25 protein-coding genes and 1 pseudogene are annotated in these 26,179 nt (G+C 33.3%); 14 read left to right on the plus strand and 12 right to left on the minus strand.

Annotated elements, in window-relative coordinates:
- Positions 1-103 precede the first annotated feature (103 nt).
- The gene (locus AB3G39_RS13725; RefSeq protein WP_369753394.1) at positions 104-2,341 is read left to right on the plus strand and encodes a cation:proton antiporter; all 2,238 of its coding nucleotides are present in this window, start codon (positions 104-106) and stop codon (positions 2,339-2,341) included.
- A 61-nt stretch (positions 2,342-2,402) separates the two neighbouring features.
- Here AB3G39_RS13725 and guaB read toward each other — a convergent pair whose 3' ends face one another.
- From guaB to AB3G39_RS13745, 4 genes are all read right to left on the minus strand, one after another.
- The gene (gene guaB, locus AB3G39_RS13730) at positions 2,403-3,875 is read right to left on the minus strand and encodes an IMP dehydrogenase (RefSeq protein ID WP_367751871.1); all 1,473 of its coding nucleotides are present in this window, start codon (positions 3,873-3,875) and stop codon (positions 2,403-2,405) included.
- A 170-nt stretch (positions 3,876-4,045) separates the two neighbouring features.
- Positions 4,046-5,434: a DUF5723 family protein gene (locus AB3G39_RS13735; protein ID WP_369765483.1), complete on the minus strand. Its 1,389-nt coding sequence runs from the start codon at positions 5,432-5,434 to the stop codon at positions 4,046-4,048.
- Positions 5,431-5,994, minus strand: a complete 564-nt coding sequence (locus tag AB3G39_RS13740; RefSeq protein WP_367768325.1) for a hypothetical protein — start codon at positions 5,992-5,994, stop codon at positions 5,431-5,433. The genes AB3G39_RS13735 and AB3G39_RS13740 overlap by 4 nt, the downstream gene beginning before the upstream one ends.
- 83 nt (positions 5,995-6,077) lie before the next feature.
- Positions 6,078-6,941, minus strand: coding sequence for a hydroxymethylglutaryl-CoA lyase (locus tag AB3G39_RS13745; RefSeq protein ID WP_369753391.1), 864 nt, complete (start codon positions 6,939-6,941; stop codon positions 6,078-6,080).
- A gap of 178 nt (positions 6,942-7,119) precedes the next feature.
- Here AB3G39_RS13745 and AB3G39_RS13750 point away from each other — a divergent pair.
- Positions 7,120-7,266, plus strand: a pseudogene (locus AB3G39_RS13750) (DUF3307 domain-containing protein); the annotation flags it as partial.
- A gap of 62 nt (positions 7,267-7,328) precedes the next feature.
- Here AB3G39_RS13750 and AB3G39_RS13755 read toward each other — a convergent pair.
- Both AB3G39_RS13755 and AB3G39_RS13760 read right to left on the minus strand, forming a co-directional pair.
- Positions 7,329-8,351, minus strand: a complete 1,023-nt coding sequence (locus AB3G39_RS13755; RefSeq protein ID WP_369765484.1) for a quinone-dependent dihydroorotate dehydrogenase — start codon at positions 8,349-8,351, stop codon at positions 7,329-7,331.
- Between the two features lie 212 nt (positions 8,352-8,563).
- Positions 8,564-9,085, minus strand: coding sequence for a DUF6799 domain-containing protein (locus AB3G39_RS13760; RefSeq protein WP_369765485.1), 522 nt, complete (start codon positions 9,083-9,085; stop codon positions 8,564-8,566).
- A 282-nt stretch (positions 9,086-9,367) separates the two neighbouring features.
- Between AB3G39_RS13760 and pepT the strand changes: the two genes are divergently transcribed.
- The 3 genes from pepT (at position 9,368) to AB3G39_RS13775 (ending at position 11,835) form a co-directional block, all read left to right on the plus strand.
- Positions 9,368-10,639 (plus strand): peptidase T, encoded by a 1,272-nt coding sequence (gene pepT / locus AB3G39_RS13765; RefSeq protein ID WP_369765486.1) that lies wholly within the window; start codon positions 9,368-9,370, stop codon positions 10,637-10,639.
- The gene (locus AB3G39_RS13770; RefSeq protein ID WP_367768312.1) at positions 10,640-11,227 is read left to right on the plus strand and encodes a YdeI family protein; all 588 of its coding nucleotides are present in this window, start codon (positions 10,640-10,642) and stop codon (positions 11,225-11,227) included.
- A 191-nt stretch (positions 11,228-11,418) separates the two neighbouring features.
- Positions 11,419-11,835, plus strand: a complete 417-nt coding sequence (locus AB3G39_RS13775) for a hypothetical protein (RefSeq protein WP_367768310.1) — start codon at positions 11,419-11,421, stop codon at positions 11,833-11,835.
- Between the two features lie 74 nt (positions 11,836-11,909).
- Here AB3G39_RS13775 and yajC read toward each other — a convergent pair whose 3' ends face one another.
- From yajC to AB3G39_RS13790, 3 genes are all read right to left on the minus strand, one after another.
- Entirely contained in the window at positions 11,910-12,182 is a 273-nt protein-coding gene (gene yajC / locus AB3G39_RS13780) for a preprotein translocase subunit YajC (RefSeq protein ID WP_367768308.1), read from the minus strand.
- Between the two features lie 30 nt (positions 12,183-12,212).
- The gene (gene nusB, locus AB3G39_RS13785; protein WP_367757917.1) at positions 12,213-13,124 is read right to left on the minus strand and encodes a transcription antitermination factor NusB; all 912 of its coding nucleotides are present in this window, start codon (positions 13,122-13,124) and stop codon (positions 12,213-12,215) included.
- 198 nt (positions 13,125-13,322) lie between these two features.
- Positions 13,323-14,429: a Glu/Leu/Phe/Val dehydrogenase gene (locus AB3G39_RS13790; RefSeq protein WP_369765487.1), complete on the minus strand. Its 1,107-nt coding sequence runs from the start codon at positions 14,427-14,429 to the stop codon at positions 13,323-13,325.
- A 203-nt stretch (positions 14,430-14,632) separates the two neighbouring features.
- Here AB3G39_RS13790 and AB3G39_RS13795 point away from each other — a divergent pair, with 203 nt between their 5' ends.
- From AB3G39_RS13795 to AB3G39_RS13830, 8 genes are all read left to right on the plus strand, one after another.
- Positions 14,633-16,393 carry an ABC transporter ATP-binding protein gene (locus AB3G39_RS13795; RefSeq protein ID WP_369753384.1) on the plus strand — a complete coding sequence of 587 codons (1,761 nt, stop codon included), beginning with the start codon at positions 14,633-14,635 and terminating at the stop codon, positions 16,391-16,393.
- A 71-nt stretch (positions 16,394-16,464) separates the two neighbouring features.
- The gene (locus AB3G39_RS13800; RefSeq protein ID WP_369753383.1) at positions 16,465-16,848 is read left to right on the plus strand and encodes a PUR family DNA/RNA-binding protein; all 384 of its coding nucleotides are present in this window, start codon (positions 16,465-16,467) and stop codon (positions 16,846-16,848) included.
- A gap of 116 nt (positions 16,849-16,964) precedes the next feature.
- Positions 16,965-17,879, plus strand: a complete 915-nt coding sequence (locus AB3G39_RS13805; protein ID WP_369765488.1) for a mechanosensitive ion channel family protein — start codon at positions 16,965-16,967, stop codon at positions 17,877-17,879.
- A 94-nt stretch (positions 17,880-17,973) separates the two neighbouring features.
- Positions 17,974-19,143 carry an MFS transporter gene (locus tag AB3G39_RS13810; RefSeq protein ID WP_369765489.1) on the plus strand — a complete coding sequence of 390 codons (1,170 nt, stop codon included), beginning with the start codon at positions 17,974-17,976 and terminating at the stop codon, positions 19,141-19,143.
- Between the two features lie 64 nt (positions 19,144-19,207).
- Complete coding sequence (locus tag AB3G39_RS13815) at positions 19,208-21,718, plus strand: cation-translocating P-type ATPase (protein ID WP_367768293.1); 2,511 nt, start codon at positions 19,208-19,210, stop codon at positions 21,716-21,718.
- A 56-nt stretch (positions 21,719-21,774) separates the two neighbouring features.
- The gene (locus AB3G39_RS13820) at positions 21,775-22,140 is read left to right on the plus strand and encodes a DoxX family protein (RefSeq protein WP_367768289.1); all 366 of its coding nucleotides are present in this window, start codon (positions 21,775-21,777) and stop codon (positions 22,138-22,140) included.
- Entirely contained in the window at positions 22,141-22,962 is an 822-nt protein-coding gene (locus tag AB3G39_RS13825) for a sulfurtransferase (RefSeq protein WP_369765490.1), read from the plus strand.
- A 116-nt stretch (positions 22,963-23,078) separates the two neighbouring features.
- Entirely contained in the window at positions 23,079-23,756 is a 678-nt protein-coding gene (locus AB3G39_RS13830) for a GNAT family N-acetyltransferase (protein WP_369753381.1), read from the plus strand.
- A 51-nt stretch (positions 23,757-23,807) separates the two neighbouring features.
- Here the strand turns inward: AB3G39_RS13830 and AB3G39_RS13835 are convergent, their stop codons facing one another.
- The 3 genes from AB3G39_RS13835 to AB3G39_RS13845 form a co-directional block, all read right to left on the minus strand.
- The gene (locus AB3G39_RS13835; RefSeq protein ID WP_367768281.1) at positions 23,808-24,275 is read right to left on the minus strand and encodes a YbhB/YbcL family Raf kinase inhibitor-like protein; all 468 of its coding nucleotides are present in this window, start codon (positions 24,273-24,275) and stop codon (positions 23,808-23,810) included.
- A 79-nt stretch (positions 24,276-24,354) separates the two neighbouring features.
- The gene (locus AB3G39_RS13840) at positions 24,355-24,720 is read right to left on the minus strand and encodes a four-helix bundle copper-binding protein (protein WP_369765491.1); all 366 of its coding nucleotides are present in this window, start codon (positions 24,718-24,720) and stop codon (positions 24,355-24,357) included.
- Between the two features lie 407 nt (positions 24,721-25,127).
- On the minus strand, positions 25,128-25,469 hold the full coding sequence (locus AB3G39_RS13845; protein WP_369765492.1) for a tRNA-binding protein: 342 nt from the start codon (positions 25,467-25,469) through the stop codon (positions 25,128-25,130).
- A gap of 111 nt (positions 25,470-25,580) precedes the next feature.
- On the opposite strand from AB3G39_RS13845, the gene AB3G39_RS13850 reads away from it, so the two are divergent.
- On the plus strand, positions 25,581-26,147 hold the full coding sequence (locus AB3G39_RS13850) for a thioredoxin family protein (protein WP_367768273.1): 567 nt from the start codon (positions 25,581-25,583) through the stop codon (positions 26,145-26,147).
- Positions 26,148-26,179: the final 32 nt, after the last annotated feature.

A 26,179-nucleotide genomic window follows, 5' to 3' on the forward strand; every position in this document is an offset into this window, starting at 1 on the left:
AATGGGCAGAGTGACCAAAGGAAACTCCTGCCAACTGCCTAATAAAAAAGTTTTTTGACCAAAAGCTTGAAATGGAAAGCTGGATTAGCTACAACCATAAATTATGAGTGCCGCAGCAACAATAGCAGAAACGACAACACATTTAGAACCACTTATTAGCGACTTGGGATTGATCCTGATGACTGCTGGTATTGCCGTTTTGATATTTAAGAAACTCAAACAACCATTAGTTTTAGGATATTTAATTGCAGGATTTCTGGCGGGAACTCATTTTGACTTTTTTCCATCGGTGAAAGATGTGAAGAGTGTCGAAGTTTGGGCAGAGATTGGCGTTATCATTCTACTTTTTAGCCTTGGACTGGAGTTTAGTTTTAAGAAATTAATGAAGGTGGGAGGTACCGCCTCCATCACTGCCGTCACCCAAATTGTGACTATGGTGCTGATTGGTTTTTTGGCTGGAAAATGGATGGGATGGGGTCAAATGGATTCAATTTTCCTGGGTGTTATTCTCTCGATTTCATCTACAACCATTATTCTTAAAACCTTCGACGAACTAGGCGTTAAGGCTAAAAAGTTTGCCGGAATCGTAATTGGATCCTTGATTGTTCAAGATATTGTTGCCATTTTGATGATGGTTTTACTGTCTACAGTTGCGGTAAGCCAGAAATTCTCTGGAACTGAATTGTTAATGTCCATTTTAAAACTCGTTTTTTTCTTGACCGCTTGGTTTATGGGGGGTATCTTTTTTATTCCTTCTTTATTAAAAAAAGCAAAGCATTTACTAACGGATGAAATGTTATTAATCATCTCCCTTGCCCTTTGTTTAATGATGGTTATTCTGGCATCAGATGTTGGTTTTTCTCCAGCCTTAGGAGCATTCATCATGGGATCCATCATTGCCGAAACGACGCAAGCGGAACATATTGAACATTTAGTAAAACCGGTAAAGGATTTATTTGGCGCCATTTTTTTTGTGTCTGTTGGGATGTTAATTGATCCCGTTACCTTGTATGAACATGCAATACCCGTAGTGATTCTTACTTTTGTTACCATCTTTGGACAATCGATTAGTTCTACTATTGGTGCTTTGATATCTGGTCAACCGTTGAAACAAGCAGTGCAAACAGGGATGAGTTTGTCTCAAATAGGTGAATTCTCCTTTATTATTGCCACCTTAGGAATGTCGATGAATGTGACCAGTTCCTTTTTATACCCTATTGTAGTAGCCGTTTCAGCGATTACTACTTTTACGACACCGTTTATGGTGAAAATGGCGGTTCCATTTTCGGAAATATTAGAGCGAAAATTACCTAGAAAATGGGTGAAAAATATCGCTCGTTACAGTACAAATGCACAAGCGATTCGTTCCGTAAGTACGTGGCAAATAGCCATACGTGCTTATTTAATGCAGATTGTCTTAAACACTATAATTATTACCTCAATTATTCTGTTGTCGGCTAATTACGTATTGCCATTGGTTGAAGACTCGAAATTTGGTAATGCTATAGCAGCCTTAATCACTATTATTATTATTTCTCCTTTCTTATGGGCTTTATCGCTTCGCCGTGTGGCAGTAGAACAAGTAGATGCATTGTATAAAGAACGCAAATACAGAGGGCCGATTTTGATGATGATCTTTTTTAGAATGGGATTGGCGTTGTTTTATATCGGGTTTCTATTGAATATCTTTTTCTCCCCTGTGATTGCTTTTTTCGCCTTAGTTGTTTCTATAACTATCTATTTCTTTTTCCCAAAACAGCTGCATGCCCAATATCATAAAATTGAAAATCATTTTCTAAAAAACCTCAACAACAGAGAAACTAAAAAAGTAGATCGTCGCCATGCCAATTTAACGCCTTGGGACGGACATATGTCTACATTTGAAATTGCTCCAGAATCTAACTTAGCCGGAAAAACCCTTCGTGAACTTCATATTAGAGAAGATTTAGGAATTAATATTGCTTTTATAAAGCGTGGGGAATTAACGATTCAAATTCCAAATAAATTAGAACGTTTGTTTCCAGGAGATGAAATTTGCGTGATTGGTACCGATGAACAAGTCGAACAATTTTCAAGCTATCTAAAAGGAAATGAGATTAAAGAACCTGCAAAACAGGACAACAATCTTGTTTTAAAACAAATAGAACTGAACAATGAGGAATTTATTGGGCGAAGCGTAGGTCAATCAAAATTAAGAGAGCGAACGAATGGTTTGCTAGTAGGAATTGAACGTAACGGACAACGAATACTAAACCCAGAATCCAATATAGTTTTACAAAAAGATGATATTCTATGGATTGTAGGAAACAACAAACTGATGAATACTTTATTTAAAGAGTAAGCATAAAAAAAGGCAAAAGTGAAAACACTTTTGCCTTTTTAATTATTTCTATTTGATCCAATTATCTTGAATAATTTGGAGCTTCTTTTGTAATCGTTACATTATGCGGATGACTTTCATTGATTCCACTTGCAGTAATACGAACAAAACGTCCTGTTTCTTGCAGGGTAGGAATGTCTTTTGAACCACAGTATCCCATTCCGGCACGAAGACCTCCAATGAATTGTAACATACTTTCGTTTAGTTCCCCTTTGTAAGGCACACGTCCCACAATTCCTTCTGGAACTAGTTTCTTTACATCATCTTCTACATCTTGGAAATAACGGTCTTTAGAACCGGTTTCCATTGCTTCAACAGAACCCATTCCTCTATATGATTTGAATTTTCTACCTTCAAAAATGATAGTTTCTCCAGGAGACTCTTTCGTTCCTGCAAGAAGTGATCCTAACATCACACAATCAGCACCTGCAGCGATAGCTTTAGGAATATCTCCTGTGTAACGAATCCCTCCATCAGCAATAACGGGCACACCTGTTCCTTTTAATGCAGCAGCTACTTCTAACACTGCAGAAAACTGAGGAAAACCAACACCTGCTACAATACGAGTAGTACAAATTGAACCTGGCCCAATTCCTACTTTTACTCCATCTGCTCCATTTTCTACTAAAAATTTAGCCGCTTCTGGAGTCGCAATATTTCCTACAATCACATCGATTTGAGGAAATTTAGTTTTTACTTGTTTCAACGTGTTTACCACACCTTGAGTATGACCGTGAGCGGTATCAATAATAATAGCATCTACACCTGCGTTTACTAAAGCTTCCGCTCTTTCTACTGCATCACCAGTAACACCAATAGCAGCTGCTACACGCAAACGCCCGTAAACATCTTTATTCGCAATTGGTTTTTGAGTTAATTTAGTGATATCTCTAAAAGTAATTAAACCTACTAATTTATAGTCGTCATTTACAACTGGTAATTTTTCGATTTTATGTCCTTGCAAAACTACTTCTGCTTGTTCTAGGGAAGTCCCTTCGGCAACAGTAATTAAATTTTCGCTTGTCATTACTTCAATGATAGGTCTTGCATTGTTTTTTTCAAAACGTAAATCTCTATTAGTAACAATTCCTTTAAGTATTTGGTTTACCCCTACAATAGGAATTCCACCGATACCGTATTCTTTCATCGCATTTTTAGCATCAGCAACAGTAGAAGTAAGCGGTAAAGTTACTGGATCAATGATCATACCTGATTCAGCACGTTTCACTTTACGAACTTTAGCTGCTTGCTGCTCGATAGTCATGTTTTTATGTAATACACCTATCCCTCCTTCTTGAGCCATAGCAATAGCCATAGCACTTTCAGTAACGGTATCCATAGCTGCGGATACAATAGGAACATTTAGCGTTATATTTCTTGAAAATTTTGATTGGATACTCACTTCGCGAGGAAGCACATTCGAGTAATTAGGAACTAATAATACATCATCGTAAGTTAAACCTTCGCCGATAATCTTGGAGTTGTGTGCTATCATGTTGCAATTTCTAGTTGAATTGCGTGCAAATATAGCAAATTATTTGATTAAATGTTTGAAAAACTAGTGAATAATATTCAAGTTATTTTTAATCATTAAAAATTAGCATAGATCTTTTTCGAAAGAGTATTGCAATTATAAAATCAAATACTTCCTTGTTACTATACTAATTAGTCATCACTTTCTTTAAAAATAAAATTAAATCCGAATTGAAAAGACAAACTATTGGCTTTAGCCAGATCCCGATATTCCAAGAGATTATCAGCCAAAAAATACATATTAAACTTTCCTAAATTTCCAGAAAGTCCTAAACCAATATTAGTATACGAGAAAGTATCTACAGTATACGTTGCCTTCATTTGTAAATTTTGTAAAACATTTCGTCTGTAATAACCTGTCAAAGCAACTATTGGCGCTCTTGGTGTAGTCATCATAAACACTTGACCACCTACTGCGTTTTTATATTCCGATTCTTCACCACTACAATTACAGTCTCCTCCTCTTGAATCATTAAATGAATATTGATACGATGCGTTGAATTTAACTGGACGCAAAGTTGTATATCCTGCATAAAGTGTATCTCGAGGAATGGCCGCTTGAAATTCTTCAAACACATTTTTAGGATTAGAATTCCCGTCAAACTTTGGATTTATCCCTTCATATTTATAAGAACCTTTATATGTAAATGTTTCAACATCTTTGCTATGTTTTATAAATCCTACATCAATTACACTTGCTGTAACTTGAATGTTTTTTTCTGGATAGTATGTAAATCCTAAATCGAATCCCAATCCCATATCACCACCAAATAATGCTTTCTTTTGCATATCACTACCAATATCTCCTTGATATCCTTTTTCTAAATATTTAGAAATACCAGAAGTATTGAGTTGCAAATCGGAATAAATGACTTGTTCATAAACAGTGGTCGTTGAAGGAATAGTATAAATATATCCCGAGTTATTTGTAGACCTTGCATTAAAAGCACTCGAATACAATTTGGCTCTTCCTCCAATAATAAGATTCTCCTTTATATTTTTATGGAAACCAATATGCAATACTGAAAGCAATTCAGATTTTACACTTAGATCTCCCAAATTAAACACTTTGCCTATATAATCTTTGTTTCCGTACAGGGCAAGTGTAGCCAAATCTTGTGGCAAGTAAGACCAGAAATCGAATTCTTGATACATTCCAAAAGAAACATATCCTTTACTCTCCCAATTACCCACTTGAAAACCTCCAGTAAACAATTCTATTTGTTCATTTAAAGCAATTTTATCATTTCTTGAAGTAGACAATACAACATTTTGCAACTTGGTATTAAAATCGACTCCGTCATTTGCAAATAAATCATAAGCTGAAAATCCTGACGAACCTATATTAGCTGAAATTCCAGATAACAGAGGAACTCCAAAATAATATTTGTACTTAACATCAGCGCCAGGGTTACTCATTAAAGATTGAGGCACCGAAGTAAAATTATATAGAATTTGTTTGTTTTGACTAAAACTACTAATAGAAAGGAATAGTAAGCCTAATAAATATACTTTCCTCATTTTATTTCAAAATAAACAGTTGCACTTGAGCGTAGTTTTAAACTTCCTTGACCACTACCATCCAATGGTGCACCAGGAGCCATAGCAATTACAAAGCCCATTCTTTTAGTGCTCTTAAGTAACTCCAAATTTAAATTTTCAAAAACTTCCGTTTTAGTTATGGTATTAGGAGTACCATTATAGGCTGGTACAGTAAAAGGAATGAAATAAAGTGGCTGGTCATTTCCATCTAAAAGCACAATGTTTATTGTAAACATTCTATTTACAGTGTTATTGATTTCAAAAAAAAAGTCAGCCCTTTTTAAATTATCTCGAAAGAAAGAGTCCCGAAAAACATCAAAATCTTGGGCATCAAAAGCTACTTTTTGCTCAATTCCATTATCAATAAATCCATTTTCAGAAATATCAAAATAAGTTAAATTAGCAACAATAACAGGTTCTAATTTAAGGTTATTCGCTTGATTAAAATCTAAATCACTGGAGCAAGAAACCGAAAAAAAAGTAAATAATACTGTAACTAAAACAGTAAGATTGCAGTATTTTTTTATTCTAAAAATCATAAATATAAAAGTAAATCTATTTAGAATAGTATTAACGCTTTCTATGTATACTTATTATTAACTTTTGTGTCTTTATTTATGAATTAATGGAATTTACCAAATAGCTTGGACGCTTCATTATACGCGCTTTCAAAACTCAACGGATTCAAGTTGGTTTCTACTTTATTAGCAGTAAAATAAGATAATAATTTCTCAGTTGGCATATTACCTGTTAAATCATCTTTGGCCATTGGGCAACCACCAAAACCTTGAATAGCACCATCAAAACGAGTACATCCCGCTTTATAAGCCGCATCAATTTTTTCAAACCATTTATCAGGAGTGGTATGCAAATGAGCACCAAATTCAATCTCAGGATATTTTGGAATTAAATTGGAGAATAAGTAGCTAATCACATCAGGAGTAGAACTACCCACAGTATCAGAAAGGGATAGTATTTTAACTCCCATGTTAGACATTTTTTCCGTCCACTCTCCCACTATATCTACGTTCCATGGATCCCCGTATGGATTACCAAATCCCATTGACAAATAAGCAACCACTTCTTTATTGGTTTGATCCGCAATTTCTAAAATTTCGGTAAGTGTAACTAAAGATTCGGCTATAGTTTTATGTGTATTCCTCATTTGAAAATTCTCGGAAATCGAGAAAGGAAACCCTAAATATTGTATTTCAGCATGCATAGAAGCCATTTCAGCACCTCTTGTATTTGCAATTATGGCTAAGAGTTTACTGGTGGTTTCCGAAAGATCTAGTTGTGCTAAAACTTCGGCAGTGTCTACCATTTGCGGAATCGCTTTTGGAGAAACAAAACTTCCAAAATCAATGGAATCAAAACCAACACGCAATAAAGATTGTAAGTAAGCTACCTTCCTATCTGTAGGAATAAAAGGTTTAATGCCTTGCATAGCATCACGAGGACATTCTATAATTTTCACTTGCTTCATATAGTTTCAAAGATAGAAAAACAATTAGGATTTCTAAATGATGCCTTTTAAATTTTAAGAACTTTAACGTATTCTGTATTTTGGTAATATAAATAAATATTACATAATTTGGTAATATTAAATATTAGGTCACTTATTTATTTTAGCTTTATTATCGCAACCCTTTTTAAGCGATTCCATTTTATTGGCAGCAAAATCTATTTTTCGTTTTGGAGATTTGAAAGAGGCCAAAGACCGAAAATTAACCGAATATGTGTTAATAGGTACTTTATTAAGTTTCGGAATTGCTCTACTTACAGGACTTATTGTACAAATTCTCTCCTAATAGAAAATAAAAAAGTCCGCTAGAAACTTTCTAACGGACTTTTATATATATTGAAAAACGAATTATTTCAATCGTTCCAAAATCTTTTTATTAATCGCTTTTACTAATGCTGGTCCTTCATAAATAAAACCGGTATACAACTGTATCAAGCTTGCTCCAGCCTCTAGTTTTTCTATAGCATCATCAGCAGAATGGATTCCTCCTACTCCAATAATAGGGAAAGCTTTATTGCTTTTTTCAGATAAAAATCGGATTACTTCTGTCGAACGTTTTGTTAATGGTTTCCCAGACAATCCCCCCATTTCGGATTTATTGACTGATTGTAATCCCTCACGTGAGATCGTTGTATTGGTTGCAATTACACCCGCAATTTTAGTTTCAGCCACAATATCAATAATATCTAATAACTGTTCATCTGTTAAATCAGGAGCAATTTTTAAAAGGACAGGCTTTTGTTTTGGTTTAGCCAAATTTTTATTTTGAAGTGTTTGCAACAACTGAGTCAATGGCTCTTTATCTTGCAGCGCACGCAAATTTGGTGTGTTTGGCGAACTTACATTCACTACAAAATAATCAACATAATCATACAAAGCATCAAAACATATTTCGTAATCAGATGTCGCTTCTTCATTTGGTGTCAATTTATTTTTACCTATGTTTCCACCAATTAAAACGCCATTATTTGCTTTCAATCGTTCTACTGCTTCCAGAACTCCTCCATTATTAAAACCCATTCGGTTAATAATTGCCGAATCTTCTTTCAAACGAAATAAACGCTTTTTAGGGTTTCCATCTTGTCCTTTTGGTGTTAAAGTACCAATTTCTATAAATCCAAAACCAAAGTTCGACAACTCTTTATACAGCTTGGCATCCTTATCAAAACCAGCGGCAAGACCTACTGGGTTTTTAAATTTCAATCCAAAAACTTCGGTTTCTAAACGCTTATCATCTACCAGATAAAGCGAACGATAAATTGCCGAAAAACCAGGAATTTTAGAAGTAATGCGAACCAGCGAGAAAGTGAAATAATGTATTTTTTCAGGATCAAATAAGAAAAATAGCGGACGAATAAGAAGTTTGTACATGTATATTTAGTTGTGTTGTGCAAAAATAGAATTATATAGTCGATAAATAAATATTTGTAAACTAAAATTTATTATTCAACTAAAATTAAAGGGTTCTATAGGCTAGCGTTTTAAATGAAATAAAAAAACCGAAGCCTAATAATAGGCTTCGGTTGTAAAAACTACCACTTTAACAGTTTTTTTTAAAATCAAAAACTGAACTTCAAAGCGTTTTATTTTTTGTCTTTTTTCATTTCCATTTTCTCCATCATCATACCGTCCATATCCATTTTCTCCCCATTTTTCATCATCATGGTTTTCCCATTTTTCATTTTAACCATTCCGTTTGGAGAGACCATTGCACCGTTAGACATTTTCATTTCTTTATCCATCATCATCATATTGCCCTCTTTGATCATCATCATTTTACCATCTTTCATTTTTACATAATTTTTCATCATCATGCCTTGCATATTCATCATTTCGCCATTTTTCATCATCATAGACTGGCCATTTTTCATTTTCATCATTCCATTTGGAGCAACCACAGTACCGTTAGACAATGTCATCTCTTTATTCATCATCATCATCTTACCCTCTTTCATCATCATTACCTTACCGTCCTTCATTTTCAAATACTCTTTCATTTGTGCCATTTTAGCATCATGCATCTTTTCTTTTTGCATTTTATTATCTTGGGCTTCTACTCCTGAACAAAATAACACAGCGATGATAAATAATAATAAATTTTTCATAATGATTTGATTTTTAATATTATACGTTTATTCTAACGACTATTAAATTTACAAAAAAAAGTGGTCAATCCGTTTTTTTTAACGCTTTTTAAGTTTAACGAAACATACTTTAAATAAAATCTAATTTTACTGTATAATTTTATCCTTCTGCTAAAAAACAAAACAATTGTAAATAGGCTTCTCTTTCTTTATTATACCTAATTAACAAAAGACCAAAGCCATCTTACGAATTCAGTTTGTAAATAAACTGTATATTTGTCCCTCATATATAAATATACTTTTATGCAACATATCATTGACCGTTTCATTAGTTATGTAACGATTGACACCGAATCTGACGCAAGTTCAGACACAACTCCAAGTACTGCAAAACAATGGGACTTAGCCAATAAATTAGTAGCCGAATTAAAAGCAATTGGTATGCAAGAAGTAACCATAGATGATAAAGCATATATCATGGCAACTTTACCAAGCAATGTCGATCATGAGGTACCAACTATTGGATTTATCTCTCATTTTGACACCACACCAGATTTTACTGGAGCCAATGTAAACCCACAAATCATAAAAAATTATGACGGTAAAGACATTGTTTTAAATGCAGAACAAAACATCATTTTATCTCCAAGCTATTTCAAGGATTTATTACAATACAAAGGACAAACATTAATTACAACTGACGGAACAACCCTTTTAGGAGCAGATGATAAAGCGGGAATTACTGAAATAGTAACTGCAATGGAATTCCTAATCAAAAATCCAGACATCAAACACGGAAAAATTAGAGTTGGGTTTACACCTGACGAAGAAATTGGTCGCGGAGCACATCATTTTGATGTAGATAAATTTGGTGCTGACTGGGCTTACACAATGGATGGAAGTCAAATAGGTGAATTAGAATATGAGAATTTTAATGCGGCTGGAGCCAAAATTACTTTTAAAGGAAAAAGTGTGCATCCAGGTTATGCCAAAGGAAAAATGATCAACTCCATGTTGATTGCCAATGATTTTATCAATGCTTTGCCTTCTGATGAAACGCCACAAGAGACAAAAGGATATGAGGGTTTTTATCATGTACACCATTTAACAGGGAGCATTGAGGAAACTGTCTTGGAATTAATCATTAGAGATCATAACAAGATAAAATTCGAAAAACGAAAAGAAAAAATTGAAAAAATAAGTCGCAAAATCAATAAGAAATTTGCGAAACAATTTGGGGAAGACATTGTGATTGCTGAGATCAAAGACCAGTATTACAATATGAAAGAAAAAGTGGTTCCCGTAAAACATATTGTTGACATTGCCGAAAAAGCAATGAAAGAACTAGAAATCAAACCATTGATTAAACCTATTCGTGGGGGAACTGATGGTTGTCAATTATCCTATATGGGATTACCTTGTCCTAATATTTTTGCAGGAGGACACAACTTTCATGGAAAATATGAATATGTTCCTGTTGAAAGCATGCAGAAAGCGGTTGACGTAATTGTAAAAATCGCTGAACTAACTTCAATGCCTAACTTTGGATTAGAACTATCTAAAAAGAGAAAATAATTGGACACATCCACACCAAAAAAACATACTTGGGACAAGAATAATAACTGGACAGAAGAGTTACATCTACTGAAAGAAATTCTTGCCCAAACTGAATTGATTGAAACTACAAAATGGGGTGGTCCTGTTTATGTTTTGAACAATAAAAATGTGATTGGTATTGGTGGATTTAAGAGTTATTTTGGAATTTGGTTCTTTAATGGTGTTTTTCTTAAAGATGAAAAAAAAGTATTAGTAAATGCTCAAGAAGGCATAACAAAAGCTTTACGACAATGGCGTTTTAATTCAAAAGAAGAGGTTAATGATAAAGAAGTATTAACTTATATCTTGGAAGCAATTGAAAATGAAAAAAAAGGAAAAGTAATTAAAGCTACAGCAAAAGAAACACTTGTATCGACAGAATTACAACTCGCAATAGATTCCAGTAGTATATTGGCGGAAGCCTTTCAAAAATTTTCATTAGCCAAACAACGGGAATTCCACGAATACATTGAAGAAGCAAAACGAGAGCCCACAAAACTTTCGAGAATTGAAAAAATAACACCAATGATTCTAGCCAATATTAGTTTGAATGATAAATACAAATAAGAAAAGCCCCAATCATGGGGCTTTTCTTATTTTAATACCCACTTTTATTTTTCTTACCCAGAATAAATTAAACTTGTAGGCAAAAGCTTAACATTATCTTGTTCTTTTATTTAGTATATTTACTAATACCTTGCTAATAAATTCATTACAACCCAATAAAAGCAAAATATTAATAACCTAAATATAGTATTATGGATGAGAAGAAAGAAGAGGTAACCACTCCAGAAACAGCAGTTACAAATAAAAAAGAAGCACCCGCTAAATCCAGAAAACCCAAAGTTGCCAAACCTGTTGCCGAAGTTATTCCCAAAGCAATTACAGAAAAGAAAACAAGTGAAACGCCAAAAGGAACTACTCTTGACGAAACTAAGGATGAAAAGAAAAAAGAAAAAGACAAACTGAAGAAGGAAAAACAGAAAGAAAAGGGACTAATAAAAAAACTAGTTGTCAAAGAAGTCGCCAAATTAAAAGCGAAAGCGAAAAAAGCAAAGGCCAAGAAAGCGAAAAAAGACAAAGCGAAAAAAGCTAGGGCCAAAGCGAAAATTAAGGATAAAAAAGCAAAGGCGAAAGCTAAAAAAGCAAAGAAAAACAAAAAGAAAAAGAAATAAAACTTTTCATAAAACTAAAAAAGTCCCAAACGAAAATTTCGATTGGGACTTTTTTATAACCTTAAAAATAAAGATTATTTTTTTGCTAAAGCTGCACTCATTTCCATAGAAATTGCAGAACGCTCCATTTTTAATTTTCCAGACATTGTCTCTACAATAACCGTAGTTGTAGCAAGTTCAGAAACTTTACCGTGAAGACCACTTTTTGTAATGATTTTATCACCAACTTTAAGACTGCTTTCAAATTCTTTTTCGTTTTTAGCTCTTTTTTGTTGTGGTCTAATCATAAAGAAATAGATTACGACAAACATTAATAAAAACGGTGCAAATTGAGTTAATTGTTCCATAATTTTGAATTCTTTTTTTATTTATTACTATTACATTAAACCGCGACCGGCTTTAATCATTTTTTTATTGGCTTCTAGTTCTTTAACTAAATTGTCCAAAATTCCGTTGATAAAAATACTACTTTTTGGAGTAGAATACTCTTTCGCCAGTTCTAAATATTCATTTAAAGTTACTTTAACAGGAATGGAAGGGAATTTTAAAAACTCGCAAATCGCCATTTTTAAAATAATTGTATCTACCTCAGCAATTCGATCACTATCCCAGTTGGGTGTTTTATCAACAAATTCTTTAGCTAATTCAACCTCGTTTAAAACTGTTTTTCTAAATAAATCTTTAACAAAAGCTTTATCTTCAGCATCCTTATATACCTTAGGAACAGTAAAATTATCGTCCATAATAGGCTTCATGGATTTCAATTGCTTAATAATATGTGTATTTACTAATGGAATATCATCAATCCAAGTCAATTTATCGTCTTCTAAATATTCGTACAATTTTTCATTAGGTACAATTACATCCATAAACAGATCAACAATAAGCTTTCGATCCTCTTCAAAAGAACTTTCAGGATTATCCATATAAGTTATATAATGATTACTCGCTTTTATAGCATTTAGTAATAACACAATATAATCATCATTAAGAGTCCAAGCATCAATTTTGCGATTTTCTAAAGCAATGCTTAAAGAATTGTTTTCGGCAAGAATTTGGAAAATACTATTCTTAATAAATTTTTCGTTTGGTTTACGCTCTTGGGGAGTTGCAAGATGTTTAAGACTTGATTTATGCAAGAATTCAGCTTCTTTTTTACCAATTTCCATTAAGGAAGAAATCATGGTAAGGTATAAATCTTGAATATTATCGATACTATAAAAAAGAAATTTTTCTTCCTTCTCTAGATTATCAGAACCGTTTTGATGCATCGCATAAATGGATTGCATTACTTTAACGCGAATGTGTCTTCTGTTTACCACCTTGTAAGAACTTTTATTAATTAGGGTGCAAAAATAAGTATTTCATTGTTTATAATAAAATATATAATTGCTTATTTTAAAAGTATTCCGTGTTCCGTTTTTATATAATTGATAATTAACTATCAAAAAAAAACGCAACACGGAATAATTCACAGTACTAAAAACCTATTTTTTACTGTTTTCTATTTTTCTTTGATCAATGCGGTTTTGAGCAATTCTAAGTGCAGCATGGTGTGTGGTGATATTATTTGCAACAGCATAATCAAAAATCTCCAAAGTAGTATTGTAGATATTTTCTGTTTTACTCATAATTTCAGCTTTACCATAATGAGCAAGTTCAGCATAAACATTGATAATTCCACCTGCATTAATCAAGAAATCTGGTGCATATAAAATGCCTCTTTCTTGTAAAATAGCACCATGAATATCTTCATTAGCCAATTGATTATTAGCAGCACCAGCAATTACTTTTGCTTTGATTTTATTAACTGTAGTATCATTAATAGTTGCTCCCATAGCACAAGGTGCGTAGATATCAACATCAGCTGTATATAAATCAGCTCCTGTATAAATAGTTGCATTATATTTTGTCCCTACTTCGTATAGTTTTTCTTCATTGATGTCAGCAATAGTAACAATAGCACCTTCTTTAGTTAAATAGTCAACTAATGTTTCACCAACATGACCGATCCCTTGAACCAATACTTTCTTTCCAGCAAGAGAATCAGAACCAAATTTATGTTTTGCAGCTGCTTTCATTCCCATATATACTCCAAAAGCAGTAACTGGCGAAGGATTCCCGGCTCCTCCTCTTTCTTCAGATATTCCGGTAACATAAGGAGTAACGTCTCTTACAATGTCCATATCTCTAGTTTCCATTCCCACATCCTCAGCAGTAATATATCTTCCGCTTAATGAATGTACAAATTCTCCAAATTTACGCATCAATTCAGGCGTTTTCTTGGTTTTAGCATCGCCCATAATAACGGCTTTTCCTCCACCAATATTCAATCCTGTAATAGCCGCTTTATACGTCATACCACGTGACAAACGCAATACATCATTTAAGGCTTCCCACTCGTTTGCATAATCAAACATTCGAGTCCCACCTAAAGCAGGTCCCATTACCGAATTATGAATACCAATAATTGCTTTTAAACCTGTATCTTTGTCATTGCAAAATACAATTTGTTCGTGATCATCAAATGATAATTGTCCAAAAACGGGATCCATTTTTTGAAGTTCCTTTCCTGTTGTGAAAGTTGCATCCATAGCGTTAATTTTTATAGTGATAAAATTATGAATTTGTCAAAAAGACAAGTCAAATTTACATAAAAAATGAATAAATTTCATTTTTTTATAAAAAAAATAAGCAATTCACATGTTTACTACTTTTAATCACTTTTCTAAAATTAACAATACAACAACAATTAATCAAAAAATAAGAGAATCATAATACCGAATATCATAAAAAAATGAAAGAATTAAGTTATTTAAACAAATATTTTATAAAATACAAATACAGTTTTTCACTGGGAATTTTGTTCACAATAATCGCACAAATCTTCATGTTATTCACACCTAAACTGATAAGCAAATCATTTAAGGCGATTGAAGAATTTTCAAAAGACAAAACCGTTGCTTCCGAAGTAATACGTCAAGAGTTAATTTCTAATGTTTTATTGATAATTGCCACCACCATAATTGCTGGTTTTCTTACCTTTTTAATGAGGCAAACCTTAATCGTAATGTCAAGACACATTGAATTTGATTTAAAAAATGAAGTTTTTAGACAATATGAAAATTTATCTCAAAATTTCTATAAGCAAAATCGTACAGGTGATTTAATGAATCGCATCAGTGAAGACGTCTCAAAAGTTAGAATGTATGTTGGTCCAGCCGTGATGTACTCCATCAATACTATTATTCGTTTTACAATAGTAATTGTATACATGTACAATGTATCTCCAAGATTAACCTTATACACCTTACTACCACTGCCTTTACTGTCTTATGGTATTTTCAAATTAAGTTCAGAAATCAATAAGAGAAGTACCATTTTCCAACAGTACTTATCAAAAGTATCCAGTTTTTCTCAAGAGATATTCTCTGGAGTACGAGTAATAAAAGCCTATTCATTAGAAGAACAACACCAAAAAAATATGGTTGCTTTAGCAAATGAAAGCAAAAGCAAAAGTTTGAATTTGGCCAAAGTACAATCACTATTTGGACCTTTAATGATGGCTTTAATAGGAATCAGCAACTTAGTTGTAATCTATTTTGGTGGGATTATGTATATTGATGGAACAATAAAAAGCATTGGTACTATAGCCGAATTCATCTTGTATGTCAACATGCTTACTTGGCCTGTGGCATCACTAGGTTGGGTTTCATCCATGGTTCAAGAAGCCGAAGCCTCTCAAAAACGATTGAATGAATTTCTAAAAACAGAACCTGAAATTCAAAATACAAACACTGAAAAATCAAACGTAGAAGGGGAAATAGTCTTTGATAATGTGAGCTTTACTTACGAAGACACTAAGATCAAAGCCTTAAAAGGAATCTCATTCAAAGTAAATAAAGGAGAAACACTGGCCATACTTGGAAAAACAGGATCTGGTAAATCAACTATTTTATCTTTGATTTCTCGTCTATATGACGCAACAAATGGTGCTATAAAAATAGACGCTAAAGAAATCAGTTCTTTAAATTTATTTGATTTAAGAAACAGTATTGGTATCGTGCCACAAGATGCTTTTTTGTTCTCCGACTCTATTAAAAACAACATTAAATTTGGTAAAGAAGATGCCACTGATAAGGAAGTGGAGTCAGCAGCAAAAAGCGCCGTGGTTCATGACAATATCATTGGATTCAATAAGCAATACGAAACCATTCTGGGAGAAAGAGGAATCACGCTGTCAGGAGGTCAAAAACAACGTGTTTCTATTGCAAGAGCCATCATAAAAAACCCTCCGATTTTATTGTTTGATGATTGTTTATCAGCAGTAGACACTGAAACAGAAGAAACGATTTTAAACAACCTTTTTGAAATATGTAAAGACAAAACAACCATTATAGTTAGCCATCGTGTTTCCTCAGCAAAAAACGCAAGCCGAATTATTATTATTGAAGATGGTCGAATTATTCAACAAGGAACTCATAATCAATTGGTAAATCAAGAAGGCTATTATGCATCTTTGTATTTAAAACAACTTTCAGAAAAAGAATTGCTTTAATTGTTGTGTAATACATAATTTTTTAAGATTTTTGAGTACTAGTTAACAACCATTAATTGATAGAACGGATTATGAGAGAAAATGACATGTTAGAAAAAGAAGAGATCTTTTCTAAAGTTTTACGCGCTGGAAGAAGAACGTACTTCTTTGATGTTAGAGCGACAAAAGCGGATGATTATTATATTACAATTACCGAAAGCAAAAAGTTTACTGAAGAAGATGGATCATTTCACTTCAAAAAACACAAAATATACTTATACAAAGAAGACTTTACCGCTTTCGCTGAAATCCTAAACGATATGACTTCTTATGTTTTGAACCACAAAGGGGAAGAGGTAATCTCAGAAAGACATCAAAAAGATTTCAAAAAAGAATATGCAACCGAAAAAGTAACTAATGAAGAAGCATTACCGAATATTTCTAGTTTCACCGACATTGATTTTGATGATATTTAATTAAAAATTAAATTCTTTTCATACTACCTATTAAAGCTAAAAGTCCGAAAATCATATGATTTTTTGGACTTTTTATTTTAATAAAAATAATATTTTAAACTTAAAATAAACATTAAATGCAAGAAATTTTTCAAAAATACCTAGAAAAATACGCCGAATTAGTTATTCCCTGGCTCCTAACAAGCGGTTTAAAAATCATCTTTATAATTGTTGGTGCTTTTATATTAAATAAAATCATTGTTCGCTTTATAGAAAAAATGGTCCGAATTGCGGTACGACCTGACGGAATTTCATCTAAAGAAGCCGAAGAAAAAAGAGAAAATACACTGATTCAAATATTTACAACTACAGCCAATATTGGATTATTAGTCATTACATCCTTAATGGTTCTTCAAGAATTTGGAGTTGAAATCGCACCAATATTAGCTGCTGCAGGAATTGTAGGCTTGGCTTTTGGTTTTGGTGGACAATACCTGATTAGAGATATTATTTCGGGACTTTTTATTATTCTAGAAAATCAATACCGCATAGGTGATGTAGTGAGTTTTGATAATGCCAGTGGTACAGTACAAGAAATCAGCTTAAGAAAAACAACTTTAAGAGATTTAGACGGAACCGTACACCATATTCCACATGGAGAAATTAAAAAAGTGTCTAATCTTTCCAAAGATTTCTCTCGTATCAATTTAGACATGGGTGTAGGCTACAACTCTAATTTAGAACATGTAATTAGTGTGATCAACAGAGTAGGAACGGAATTAGCCAATGATCCATTATGGAAAGAAAATATTATACTTGCACCACAATTTTTGAGAGTAAATGATTTTGCCGATTCTGCAATAATGCTCAAGATTTTAGGTGAAACACAGCCAAGTAAACAATGGGAAATTACTGGTGAACTTCGCAAAAGACTAAAAGTAGCCTTTGACAACGAAGGAATTGAAATTCCATTTCCTCAAATGGTTTTACACCATACCAGAGAAACTGCTGTAGAAACTGAAGACAAAGACAAAGAAGAAGAAAGCAAATAAAACTTCTTACAACACCTTTTAAAAGCTTGAAAATCCATCTGATTTTCGGGCTTTTTTATTTATATTTATAACATCAAACTAAATTCAAATCCTCTTGAAAAACATCAGTCGCACGGTCTGGATTCTATCCTTGATTAGTTTGTTTACAGATACTGCCAGTGAAATGCTGTACCCAATTATGCCTATTTATTTAAAGTCAATTGGATTTTCAATTGTGCTTATTGGTATTCTCGAAGGTGTTGCCGAAGCGACGGCGGGATTTAGCAAAGGGTATTTTGGAAAACGCTCTGATGCTGTAGGTAAAAGAGTGCCATTTGTACAATTAGGCTATGCTTTTAGTGCCCTTTCAAAACCCATGATGGCAGTTTTTATATATCCACTTTGGATTTTCTTTGCCCGAACCATCGATCGCATTGGAAAAGGAATTCGAACAGGCGCCAGAGATGCGATTCTTTCTGATGAAGCTACTCCAGAAACCAAAGGAAAGGTATTTGGTTTTCATCGTTCCATGGACACATTAGGTGCTGTTTTAGGACCGTCATTAGCATTAATCTACCTCTATTATTATCCACAAGATTACAAAACATTATTCTATATCGCTTTTATTCCAGGTTTATTGGCTGTAAGCGCCTCCTTTTTTCTAAAAGAGAAAACAAAAACGAATGCAGCACAACCCAAACCAACTCCTTTTTTTTCCTTTTTAAATTATTGGAAAACTAGTCCAGTTATGTATCGAAAAGTAGTTATTGGGCTACTTGCTTTCACTTTGTTCAATAGTTCCGATGTTTTTCTTTTGCTTAAAGCAAAACAATCTGGATTAAGTGACACTAAGGTAATTGGTATTTATATTTTTTACAATTTGGTTTATGCCCTATGTGCTTTTCCTTTAGGAATTCTAGCTGATAAAATTGGACTAAAAAAAATGTTACTTTTTGGTATAGTCCTTTTTTCTGTTGTTTATTTCGGAATGGGATTTAATCACAGTAGTACTATTTTTATTGGTTTATTTTCCATTTATGGAATCTATGCAGCTGCGTCTGAAGGCGTTTCAAAGGCATGGATTAGTAACATTACTGACAAGAAAGATACTGCAACAGCAATTGGTACTTATTCTGCCTTTCAAAGTATTTTCACTATGCTAGCCAGTTCCTTGGCAGGATTAATTTGGTATCAATTTGGCCCAGCAACCACATTTATAGTAACTGGAATTTCTAGTATTTTTATTTTATTCTATTTCATTCTGGTGACCAAAGAAAAAGGATAATAACTAGTGGTTTAAGATTAAAGTAAAAAACTTATATTTGAGTTACATCTACTCCTTTTTTACAATGTCAAAAGAAATCAACATTCCTAAAAATATCATTGGTCTGACTGATGCCGAAGTTCTCACTTCAAGAAATCAATTTGGCAACAATGAACAAATTCAAAAACAACAATACAAATGGTGGTTGACTCTTTTTGATATCTTAAAAGAGCCCATGCTTTTACTTTTAATTGCGGTATCGATTATATATTTCATACTAGGCGAAAACAGTGAAGCTTGTTTTATGTTAGCTGCAATAGTGGCTGTTTCTGGAATATCATTCTTTCAAGACAATCGCAGTAGAAAAGCATTGGAAGCTTTAGAAAAATTAAACGAACCATTAAGTACCGTTTTTCGAAATGGTGTTGCAATAAAAATTCCCACCCGAGAAATTGTCATAAATGATTTGGTTATCGCTGAAGAAGGCAATACGATCAATGCCGATGGTGAAATTGTGCACAGCAATGATTTTTCTGTTAATGAATCTACACTTACCGGTGAAGCCTATTCGGTTTTTAAATCGGAGAAAACGGATAAAAAAACTGTTTTTAGTGGCACATTAGTTGCTTCGGGATTGGCGGTATATAAAACTACTAAAATTGGCCCTGAAACTGAAATTGGAAAACTAGGAAATTCTATTTTAAACATTAAAGAACAACCTACGCCACTACAAGTACAAATAGAAAAATTTGTAAAAGGAATGGCCATTATTGGCATTGTTATTTTCTTATTGGTTTGGGGTGTATACTACTGGAAAACGCATGACATATTGAACAGTTTATTAAAAGGACTAACCTTAGCTATGTCGATTTTACCAGAAGAAATTCCTGTGGCTTTCACGACTTTTATGGCATTGGGCTCCTGGCGATTAATGAAAGAAGGAGTCATTGTTAAAAAAATAAGAACGGTAGAAACCTTAGGGAGTGCTACAGTAATTTGTACGGATAAAACTGGTACTATTACTAAGAATAAAATGAGTTTACAATCGGTTTATACTTTTGATACCAATCAATTATTTGAAAAGGAAAATTGGAATAATCCTGAAGCCAAAAAAGTTATTGAAACAGCAATGTGGGCCAGTGAGCCCGTTCCTTTTGACCCAATGGAAAAAACAGTGCATCAAGAATATGAGGCTACTACCACTAATGATAACCGCCGAGATTTCTTGATGGTTCATGAATATCCCCTTGATGGAAAACCACCCATGATGACACACGTTTTTCAAAATCAAGAAGGAAAGCGAATAATTGCCGCAAAAGGTGCTCCCGAAACTATACTAAAAGTATCCAACCTCAATACCGAGGAAAAAAATACAATTTATAAAACGATAGAACTCTTGGCTTCCAAAGGCTATCGTATTCTTGGTGTTGCCTACTCTGATTATACCGAAAAAAGCTTTCCAATAAACCAAGAAGAGCTTCCCTTTCATTTTGTTGGATTGGTCATTTTTTATGATCCTCCTAAAACCAATATTCACCAGGTAATTAAACAATTCTATGAAGCAGGTATTCAAGTAAAAGTAATTACAGGTGACAATAGTGTGACCACTAAAGCCATTGCAGAAATGGCTGGGATAAAAAATCCTGACATTGTAATGGAAGGGGAAGAAATCATGAAGCTGGACGAAGTAAAAAGATTACAAAGTATTCACAACAGTACGCTTATGACTCGTATGTTTCCCGAAGCAAAATTAGCCGTTGTCAATGCACTAAAAAACGACAATCAAGTGGTTGCGATGATTGGCGATGGTGTCAATGATGGACCTGCATTAAAAGCGTCTCACATAGGTATTGCCATGGGAAAAAAAGGAACTGAAATTGCAAAAACTGCCGCCGATTTAATTCTAGTAGATGATGATTTATCCAAAATGATTGTGGCTGTAGCGGCAGGTCGTCGCATTTATACCAATCTCAAAAAAGCAGTACAGTATATTGTTTCCATACATATCCCCATAATCCTAACGGTTTCATTACCCTTATTTTTAGGTTGGATTTACCCCAATATTTTCACCCCAGTTCACGTTATTTTCTTAGAATTAGTAATGGGCCCTATGTGTTCTATTGTGTATGAAAACGAACCTGCTGAAAAAAATAGTATGAAACAAATGCCTCGACAATTGGGAAGCACTTTTTTATCACTAAAAGAAATGGGAATAAGTATTATACAAGGAATAGCAATCACACTTGGGATATTATTTGTATACCAATTAACAGTTCAAAATGGAGGAAACGAAAATTTAACCAGAACGATGGTTTTTACCACCTTAGTTTTCTCCAATATCATTTTATCGCTCGTTAATCGTTCCTTTTATTATTCGGTTTTTTTATCTTTAAAAAACAAAAATAACATGATGGTTTTTGTAAATTCCATCACTCTATTGATGCTTGGAATGATTTTATACATCAGTCCCATTGCCGACTTTTTTGACGTGCTCCCACTTCAACTTCGTCAAATTGGAATTTGCATCACAGTAAGTGGCGTTTCAGTTCTTTGGATTGAAATATGGAAGTGGATTAAACGCATTAAAAAAATATAATTACCTTTACTACATTAATTCAATTTGCTTATTATCAATTATTTAAATGTAATAAAATGAAAAAGAAAGACAAAATTGTGTATTGGGTTGCCACTGGATTATTATCTGTAATGATGCTTATGTCTGCTGGAATGTTTGTTTTCAACCATGCCATGGTTGAGGAATTATTTCAAAGTTTAGGCTATCCTATCTATATTATTTATCCTTTGGCTACAGCCAAGTTTTTAGGAATACTGGTAATCCTAACTAAAAAATCCACTTTCCTAAAAGAATTGGCTTATGCTGGTTTTTTCTATGATTTCCTGCTGGCCTTCAGCGCGCATATTAATGCTGGAGATGGTGGATATGTGCCTTCTATAATTGCCCTAATTTTACTTATTATTTCCTACTTTTACGATAAAAAAGTTTTTAAAACCACATAAATGAAAAACCCAATAGTTTCTGTAAGTTGGCTCAAAGAACATTTTGAAGATGCTGACTTAATTTTACTCGATGCCTCTCAAAAAGTAAATCAAACTAAAGAAGAATTACAATTTGAGGAACTGCAAATCAAAGGAGCTCGCATTTTTGATATTAAAAATGATTTTAGCGACACAACCAATCCATTACCAAATACTCTCCCAGATCCAGCTGCTTTTACTAAAGCAGCTAGAAAACTGGGTATAAACAAAGACAGTAAAATTGTGGTTTATGACAGTATAGGAATTTATACCAGTCCAAGAGCGTGGTGGTTGTTTACGATTATGGGACATGAAGCAGTTTGGGTTTTGGATGGAGGTCTTCCCGCTTACGCAAAAGAAAATCTTCCCGTAGAGAAGTCTGTCAAAAGAGAATATCCTTTGGGTAATTTCGAATCTAATTTCAATCCTGATTTGGTTAAAACCAAAGAACAAATTCTAGAAAACATTGACTCTAAAGAAGCGGTTTTGATTGATGCGCGTTCTAGTGATCGATTCTTGGGTGAAACCAAAGAACCAAGAGCTGGGCTTAGAAGCGGACATATTCCTGGCTCGATTAATATTCCATATACTAATCTTTTACAGGACGGGAAATTTCTTCCCAAAGAAGAATTAGTTAAAATACTTCCAAAACTGGATCGCCCTTTAACCTTTAGTTGTGGTTCTGGCGTTACGGCTTGTATTGATTTAATTGCTTACGAACTCATTGGAAATAGTAACATAAAAGCAGTTTACGATGGTTCTTGGACGGAATGGGGACAGATAGAGAGCTTACCTATTGAGTGATTTTTTTAGTTGCATTTATGAGAATAAATTTAAGTCAAGCATATTTATAAATTAGTAATAATCTCAAAAAAATCAGCTCTTGAAATTGCTGATTAGATTAATAATAAATTTCAATCATGAACAAAGAATATAAACTAGACAATCCTGTTTGGTATTCCTTGGCAGAAAGCCATAAAAAACTTGCGCTTACTTACAATAAAACACGCTTCTACAATCCAGATTATTGTTCTTTTGGTGCATTTAATGAAATCCCAAATAATAGCGAAGATTTAGTGGCTTACGCCAAATTAGTTCCTTCCTTTTTCATCTTTGGTGCAAAACCAAACCTTCCTCAATCTTTACAATTAAAAGACGAATTGCTGTGCTTACAAATGATTGTTCGCGAAAAAATCAACTTAACATATACTAATGAAATCGTAAAACTAGACGAAAGTCATAGAGCAGCACTTTTGGCATTAGTAAAAATTGTTTATCCGGAATATTTCAAATCAAAAACAGCTGACTTAGGCAATTATTACGGTATTCTTAAAGACAACCAACTCGTAGCCATAACAGGCGAGCGCATGCAAATGGATGATTTTGTAGAAGTAAGCGCCGTTATTACGCATCCAGAACACACAGGAAAAGGTTATGCAAAACAATTAGTCGCACATACCGCAAATGCTATTTTTGATCAAAACAAAATACCCTTCCTGCATGTAGCAGAGGCTAATGTAGGAGCCATCAAATTATATGAAAAATTAGGATTTATAACCCGAACTAAAATAAGTATCTGGCAAATTGCCAAAAACTAATCCCAATTCCAAAATTATAAGAACGCATAAGGTATTGAAAGCAAAAATAGTTTAATGAGCATCCATTTTTTTATAAAGTCCAATTAATTCACCCTTGGCAATTATATGGCTCTTCATTGCTGCTTTTAGTTCCTTTTCATTACTACTAGGAGGCAAGTAACTTAGTTTTGTATCTAATGCATATACTTGAAAGTGATAATGGTGAATACCCATCGGTGGACAAGGCCCTGCATATTTATTCATTCCCTTACTATTTCTGCCTTCAATTCCAGGTGAGCTATTTTCTTTGATGCTAGTTTTTGGATCAACATCCCAAACAATCCAATGGCAATAATCCCCATTTTTTGCATCAGGATCTTTAACGATAATAGCCAGACTTTTTGCATTTTCTGGAAGATCGTCAATAGAAAGTTCTGGGTTAATATTTAATCCATCACAACAATATTTTGATGGAATAGCACTGTTGTTTTTAAATGAACTGCTTTTTATTCTCAAGCTTGTGTTTATAGTTGTTGACATAATAAATAGTATTTAAGGTTTCTAATTAATTATTTGATCTCAATAAAATATGCTTCTTCCTATACTGTAACTAAAAAAATCATACGTGATGCTCCACTTTAAACTCTTGAATTTGATTAGCGCATTTACGGCAAGCTTCCGCACATTTTTTACAGTTTTCCATTTGGGCATGCTTTTCACATTCCGTTGCACATAAATCACACATCTCTTCACTGGCTTTTAAAAATACTGCTGAATTATCCGATTTCCTTTCTAGTATTTGTGCTGTCAACCGACAAATATCGGCACAGTCTAAGTCATTCATCTTACAAATACTCATATCCATTTCTTTTTCTAATTGACAGGCATCATAACAATGGGTACATTGCGCCGCACAGTACTGTAATAATTCAATCATTTTTTGATTTTCCATTTTATTAACTTTTAAATTGATACTTATTTTCATCCAAAACTCACAATAGCGATTCACTAGGAACCACAAATAGTTGAATTCAATTATTCTAATTCAATAGTATTCTAAAATTTGCATAGGTTGCGTAAAACTTCCTGCCTGATTTTAACTATTATATATAGCACTATTTTTATTTGGATATTAAAATTGACTTTGGGGTTTAGCCAATTGCATTTTGCATAATACAATCATGGTATAAAAAACACCTAGAAAGCAAGGGTTTGTATACATTCATTAACAAAAATTATTTGAAGCAATAAAAGTAAGTGCATTAGTGACACTTACTTAAATCGGGAAGTAAATTTAATCTTATTTTTTTAAATAAACAACTAAAAAACAGATAGTTACATTAAAATTAGCTGGTTTATAAGAAAATTATATTATTTTTTAAACTAAGAAAACTACCCAATTCGCAGTCCATTATCAATTTTGAAATCAGGGGCTAACAAAATAACATCCCCTTCGGCTCCAACTGCTCCTAAAACCAAACATTCGCTCATGAATTTTCCAATTTGTTTTTTAGGAAAATTAACTACCGCTACAATTTGACGATGCAATAAATCGTCTTTCGAATATCGTTTAGTAATTTGTGCCGAAGTTTTTCGGATTCCAATAATTTCACCAAAATCAATAGTTAGTTGGTAGGCTGGTTTTCTAGCTTCAGGAAAATCATTGACCGCAAGTATTGTTCCTACTCGCATCTCTGTTTTTTCGAATTCTTGCCAACTTAAATTATTTTCCATCTTTAATTTTGATTTTGTTCAAATGACTTATAAAATCTAAAAATAATCATTTTAGGCTAAAAGCAATCCTTTTTTCATAACTTTAAACCTGAATTAAAAATTAAAACAACAATGTCAAGAACTCCATCAAACATGCTTGCTCTTGGGACAAAAGCTCCCGAATTTTACTTGAAAGACATGAAATCTGGAACAGAATGGTTTTCTTTCGCTGATGTAAAAGGGGAGAAAGGTACTTTGGTCGTATTTATATGCAATCATTGTCCGTTTGTACTTCATGTAATTGAGGAAATTATAATGATTGCAAATGATTATAGGGTACAAGGACTTGGCATTGTAGCTATTTCGAGTAATGATGTTACAAATTACCCGCAGGATGCTCCAAAGTTAATGACCGAATTTGCATTCGAAAATAATTTTGAATTTCCTTATTTATATGACGAAAACCAAGAAGTTGCAAAAGCGTATGATGCAGCGTGTACGCCAGATTTCTTTTTGTTTGACAATCAAGACAAACTCGTTTACCGAGGACAACTAGATGACAGCCGCCCTGGCAACGGGATTCCCCTTAGCGGAAGCGATTTACGTGGTGCAATTGATGGCGTGATTTATAACAGAACCATAAATGCCGAACAAAAACCAAGCATTGGTTGTAATATTAAGTGGAAAAAAGAAGCGTAAGATTTAAACTTCCTAGATAAAAAAACGCCTCA

Source organism: Flavobacterium sp. WC2416, from assembly GCF_041200095.1.
Classification (GTDB): domain Bacteria; phylum Bacteroidota; class Bacteroidia; order Flavobacteriales; family Flavobacteriaceae; genus Flavobacterium.

Coding starts and splice junctions, on each gene's coding strand:
- AB3G39_RS13725 (WP_369753394.1), top strand. CDS start 104: ATGAGTGCCGCAGCAACAATAGCAGAAACGACAACACATTTAGAACCA.
- guaB (WP_367751871.1), bottom strand. CDS start 3,875: ATGATAGCACACAACTCCAAGATTATCGGCGAAGGTTTAACTTACGAT.
- AB3G39_RS13735 (WP_369765483.1), bottom strand. CDS start 5,434: ATGAGGAAAGTATATTTATTAGGCTTACTATTCCTTTCTATTAGTAGT.
- AB3G39_RS13740 (WP_367768325.1), bottom strand. CDS start 5,994: ATGATTTTTAGAATAAAAAAATACTGCAATCTTACTGTTTTAGTTACA.
- AB3G39_RS13745 (WP_369753391.1), bottom strand. CDS start 6,941: ATGAAGCAAGTGAAAATTATAGAATGTCCTCGTGATGCTATGCAAGGC.
- AB3G39_RS13755 (WP_369765484.1), bottom strand. CDS start 8,351: ATGTACAAACTTCTTATTCGTCCGCTATTTTTCTTATTTGATCCTGAA.
- AB3G39_RS13760 (WP_369765485.1), bottom strand. CDS start 9,085: ATGAAAAATTTATTATTATTTATCATCGCTGTGTTATTTTGTTCAGGA.
- pepT (WP_369765486.1), top strand. CDS start 9,368: ATGCAACATATCATTGACCGTTTCATTAGTTATGTAACGATTGACACC.
- AB3G39_RS13775 (WP_367768310.1), top strand. CDS start 11,419: ATGGATGAGAAGAAAGAAGAGGTAACCACTCCAGAAACAGCAGTTACA.
- yajC (WP_367768308.1), bottom strand. CDS start 12,182: ATGGAACAATTAACTCAATTTGCACCGTTTTTATTAATGTTTGTCGTA.
- nusB (WP_367757917.1), bottom strand. CDS start 13,124: ATGCAATCCATTTATGCGATGCATCAAAACGGTTCTGATAATCTAGAG.
- AB3G39_RS13790 (WP_369765487.1), bottom strand. CDS start 14,429: ATGGATGCAACTTTCACAACAGGAAAGGAACTTCAAAAAATGGATCCC.
- AB3G39_RS13795 (WP_369753384.1), top strand. CDS start 14,633: ATGAAAGAATTAAGTTATTTAAACAAATATTTTATAAAATACAAATAC.
- AB3G39_RS13800 (WP_369753383.1), top strand. CDS start 16,465: ATGAGAGAAAATGACATGTTAGAAAAAGAAGAGATCTTTTCTAAAGTT.
- AB3G39_RS13805 (WP_369765488.1), top strand. CDS start 16,965: ATGCAAGAAATTTTTCAAAAATACCTAGAAAAATACGCCGAATTAGTT.
- AB3G39_RS13815 (WP_367768293.1), top strand. CDS start 19,208: ATGTCAAAAGAAATCAACATTCCTAAAAATATCATTGGTCTGACTGAT.
- AB3G39_RS13820 (WP_367768289.1), top strand. CDS start 21,775: ATGAAAAAGAAAGACAAAATTGTGTATTGGGTTGCCACTGGATTATTA.
- AB3G39_RS13825 (WP_369765490.1), top strand. CDS start 22,141: ATGAAAAACCCAATAGTTTCTGTAAGTTGGCTCAAAGAACATTTTGAA.
- AB3G39_RS13830 (WP_369753381.1), top strand. CDS start 23,079: ATGAACAAAGAATATAAACTAGACAATCCTGTTTGGTATTCCTTGGCA.
- AB3G39_RS13835 (WP_367768281.1), bottom strand. CDS start 24,275: ATGTCAACAACTATAAACACAAGCTTGAGAATAAAAAGCAGTTCATTT.
- AB3G39_RS13840 (WP_369765491.1), bottom strand. CDS start 24,720: ATGAAAATAAGTATCAATTTAAAAGTTAATAAAATGGAAAATCAAAAA.
- AB3G39_RS13845 (WP_369765492.1), bottom strand. CDS start 25,469: ATGGAAAATAATTTAAGTTGGCAAGAATTCGAAAAAACAGAGATGCGA.
- AB3G39_RS13850 (WP_367768273.1), top strand. CDS start 25,581: ATGTCAAGAACTCCATCAAACATGCTTGCTCTTGGGACAAAAGCTCCC.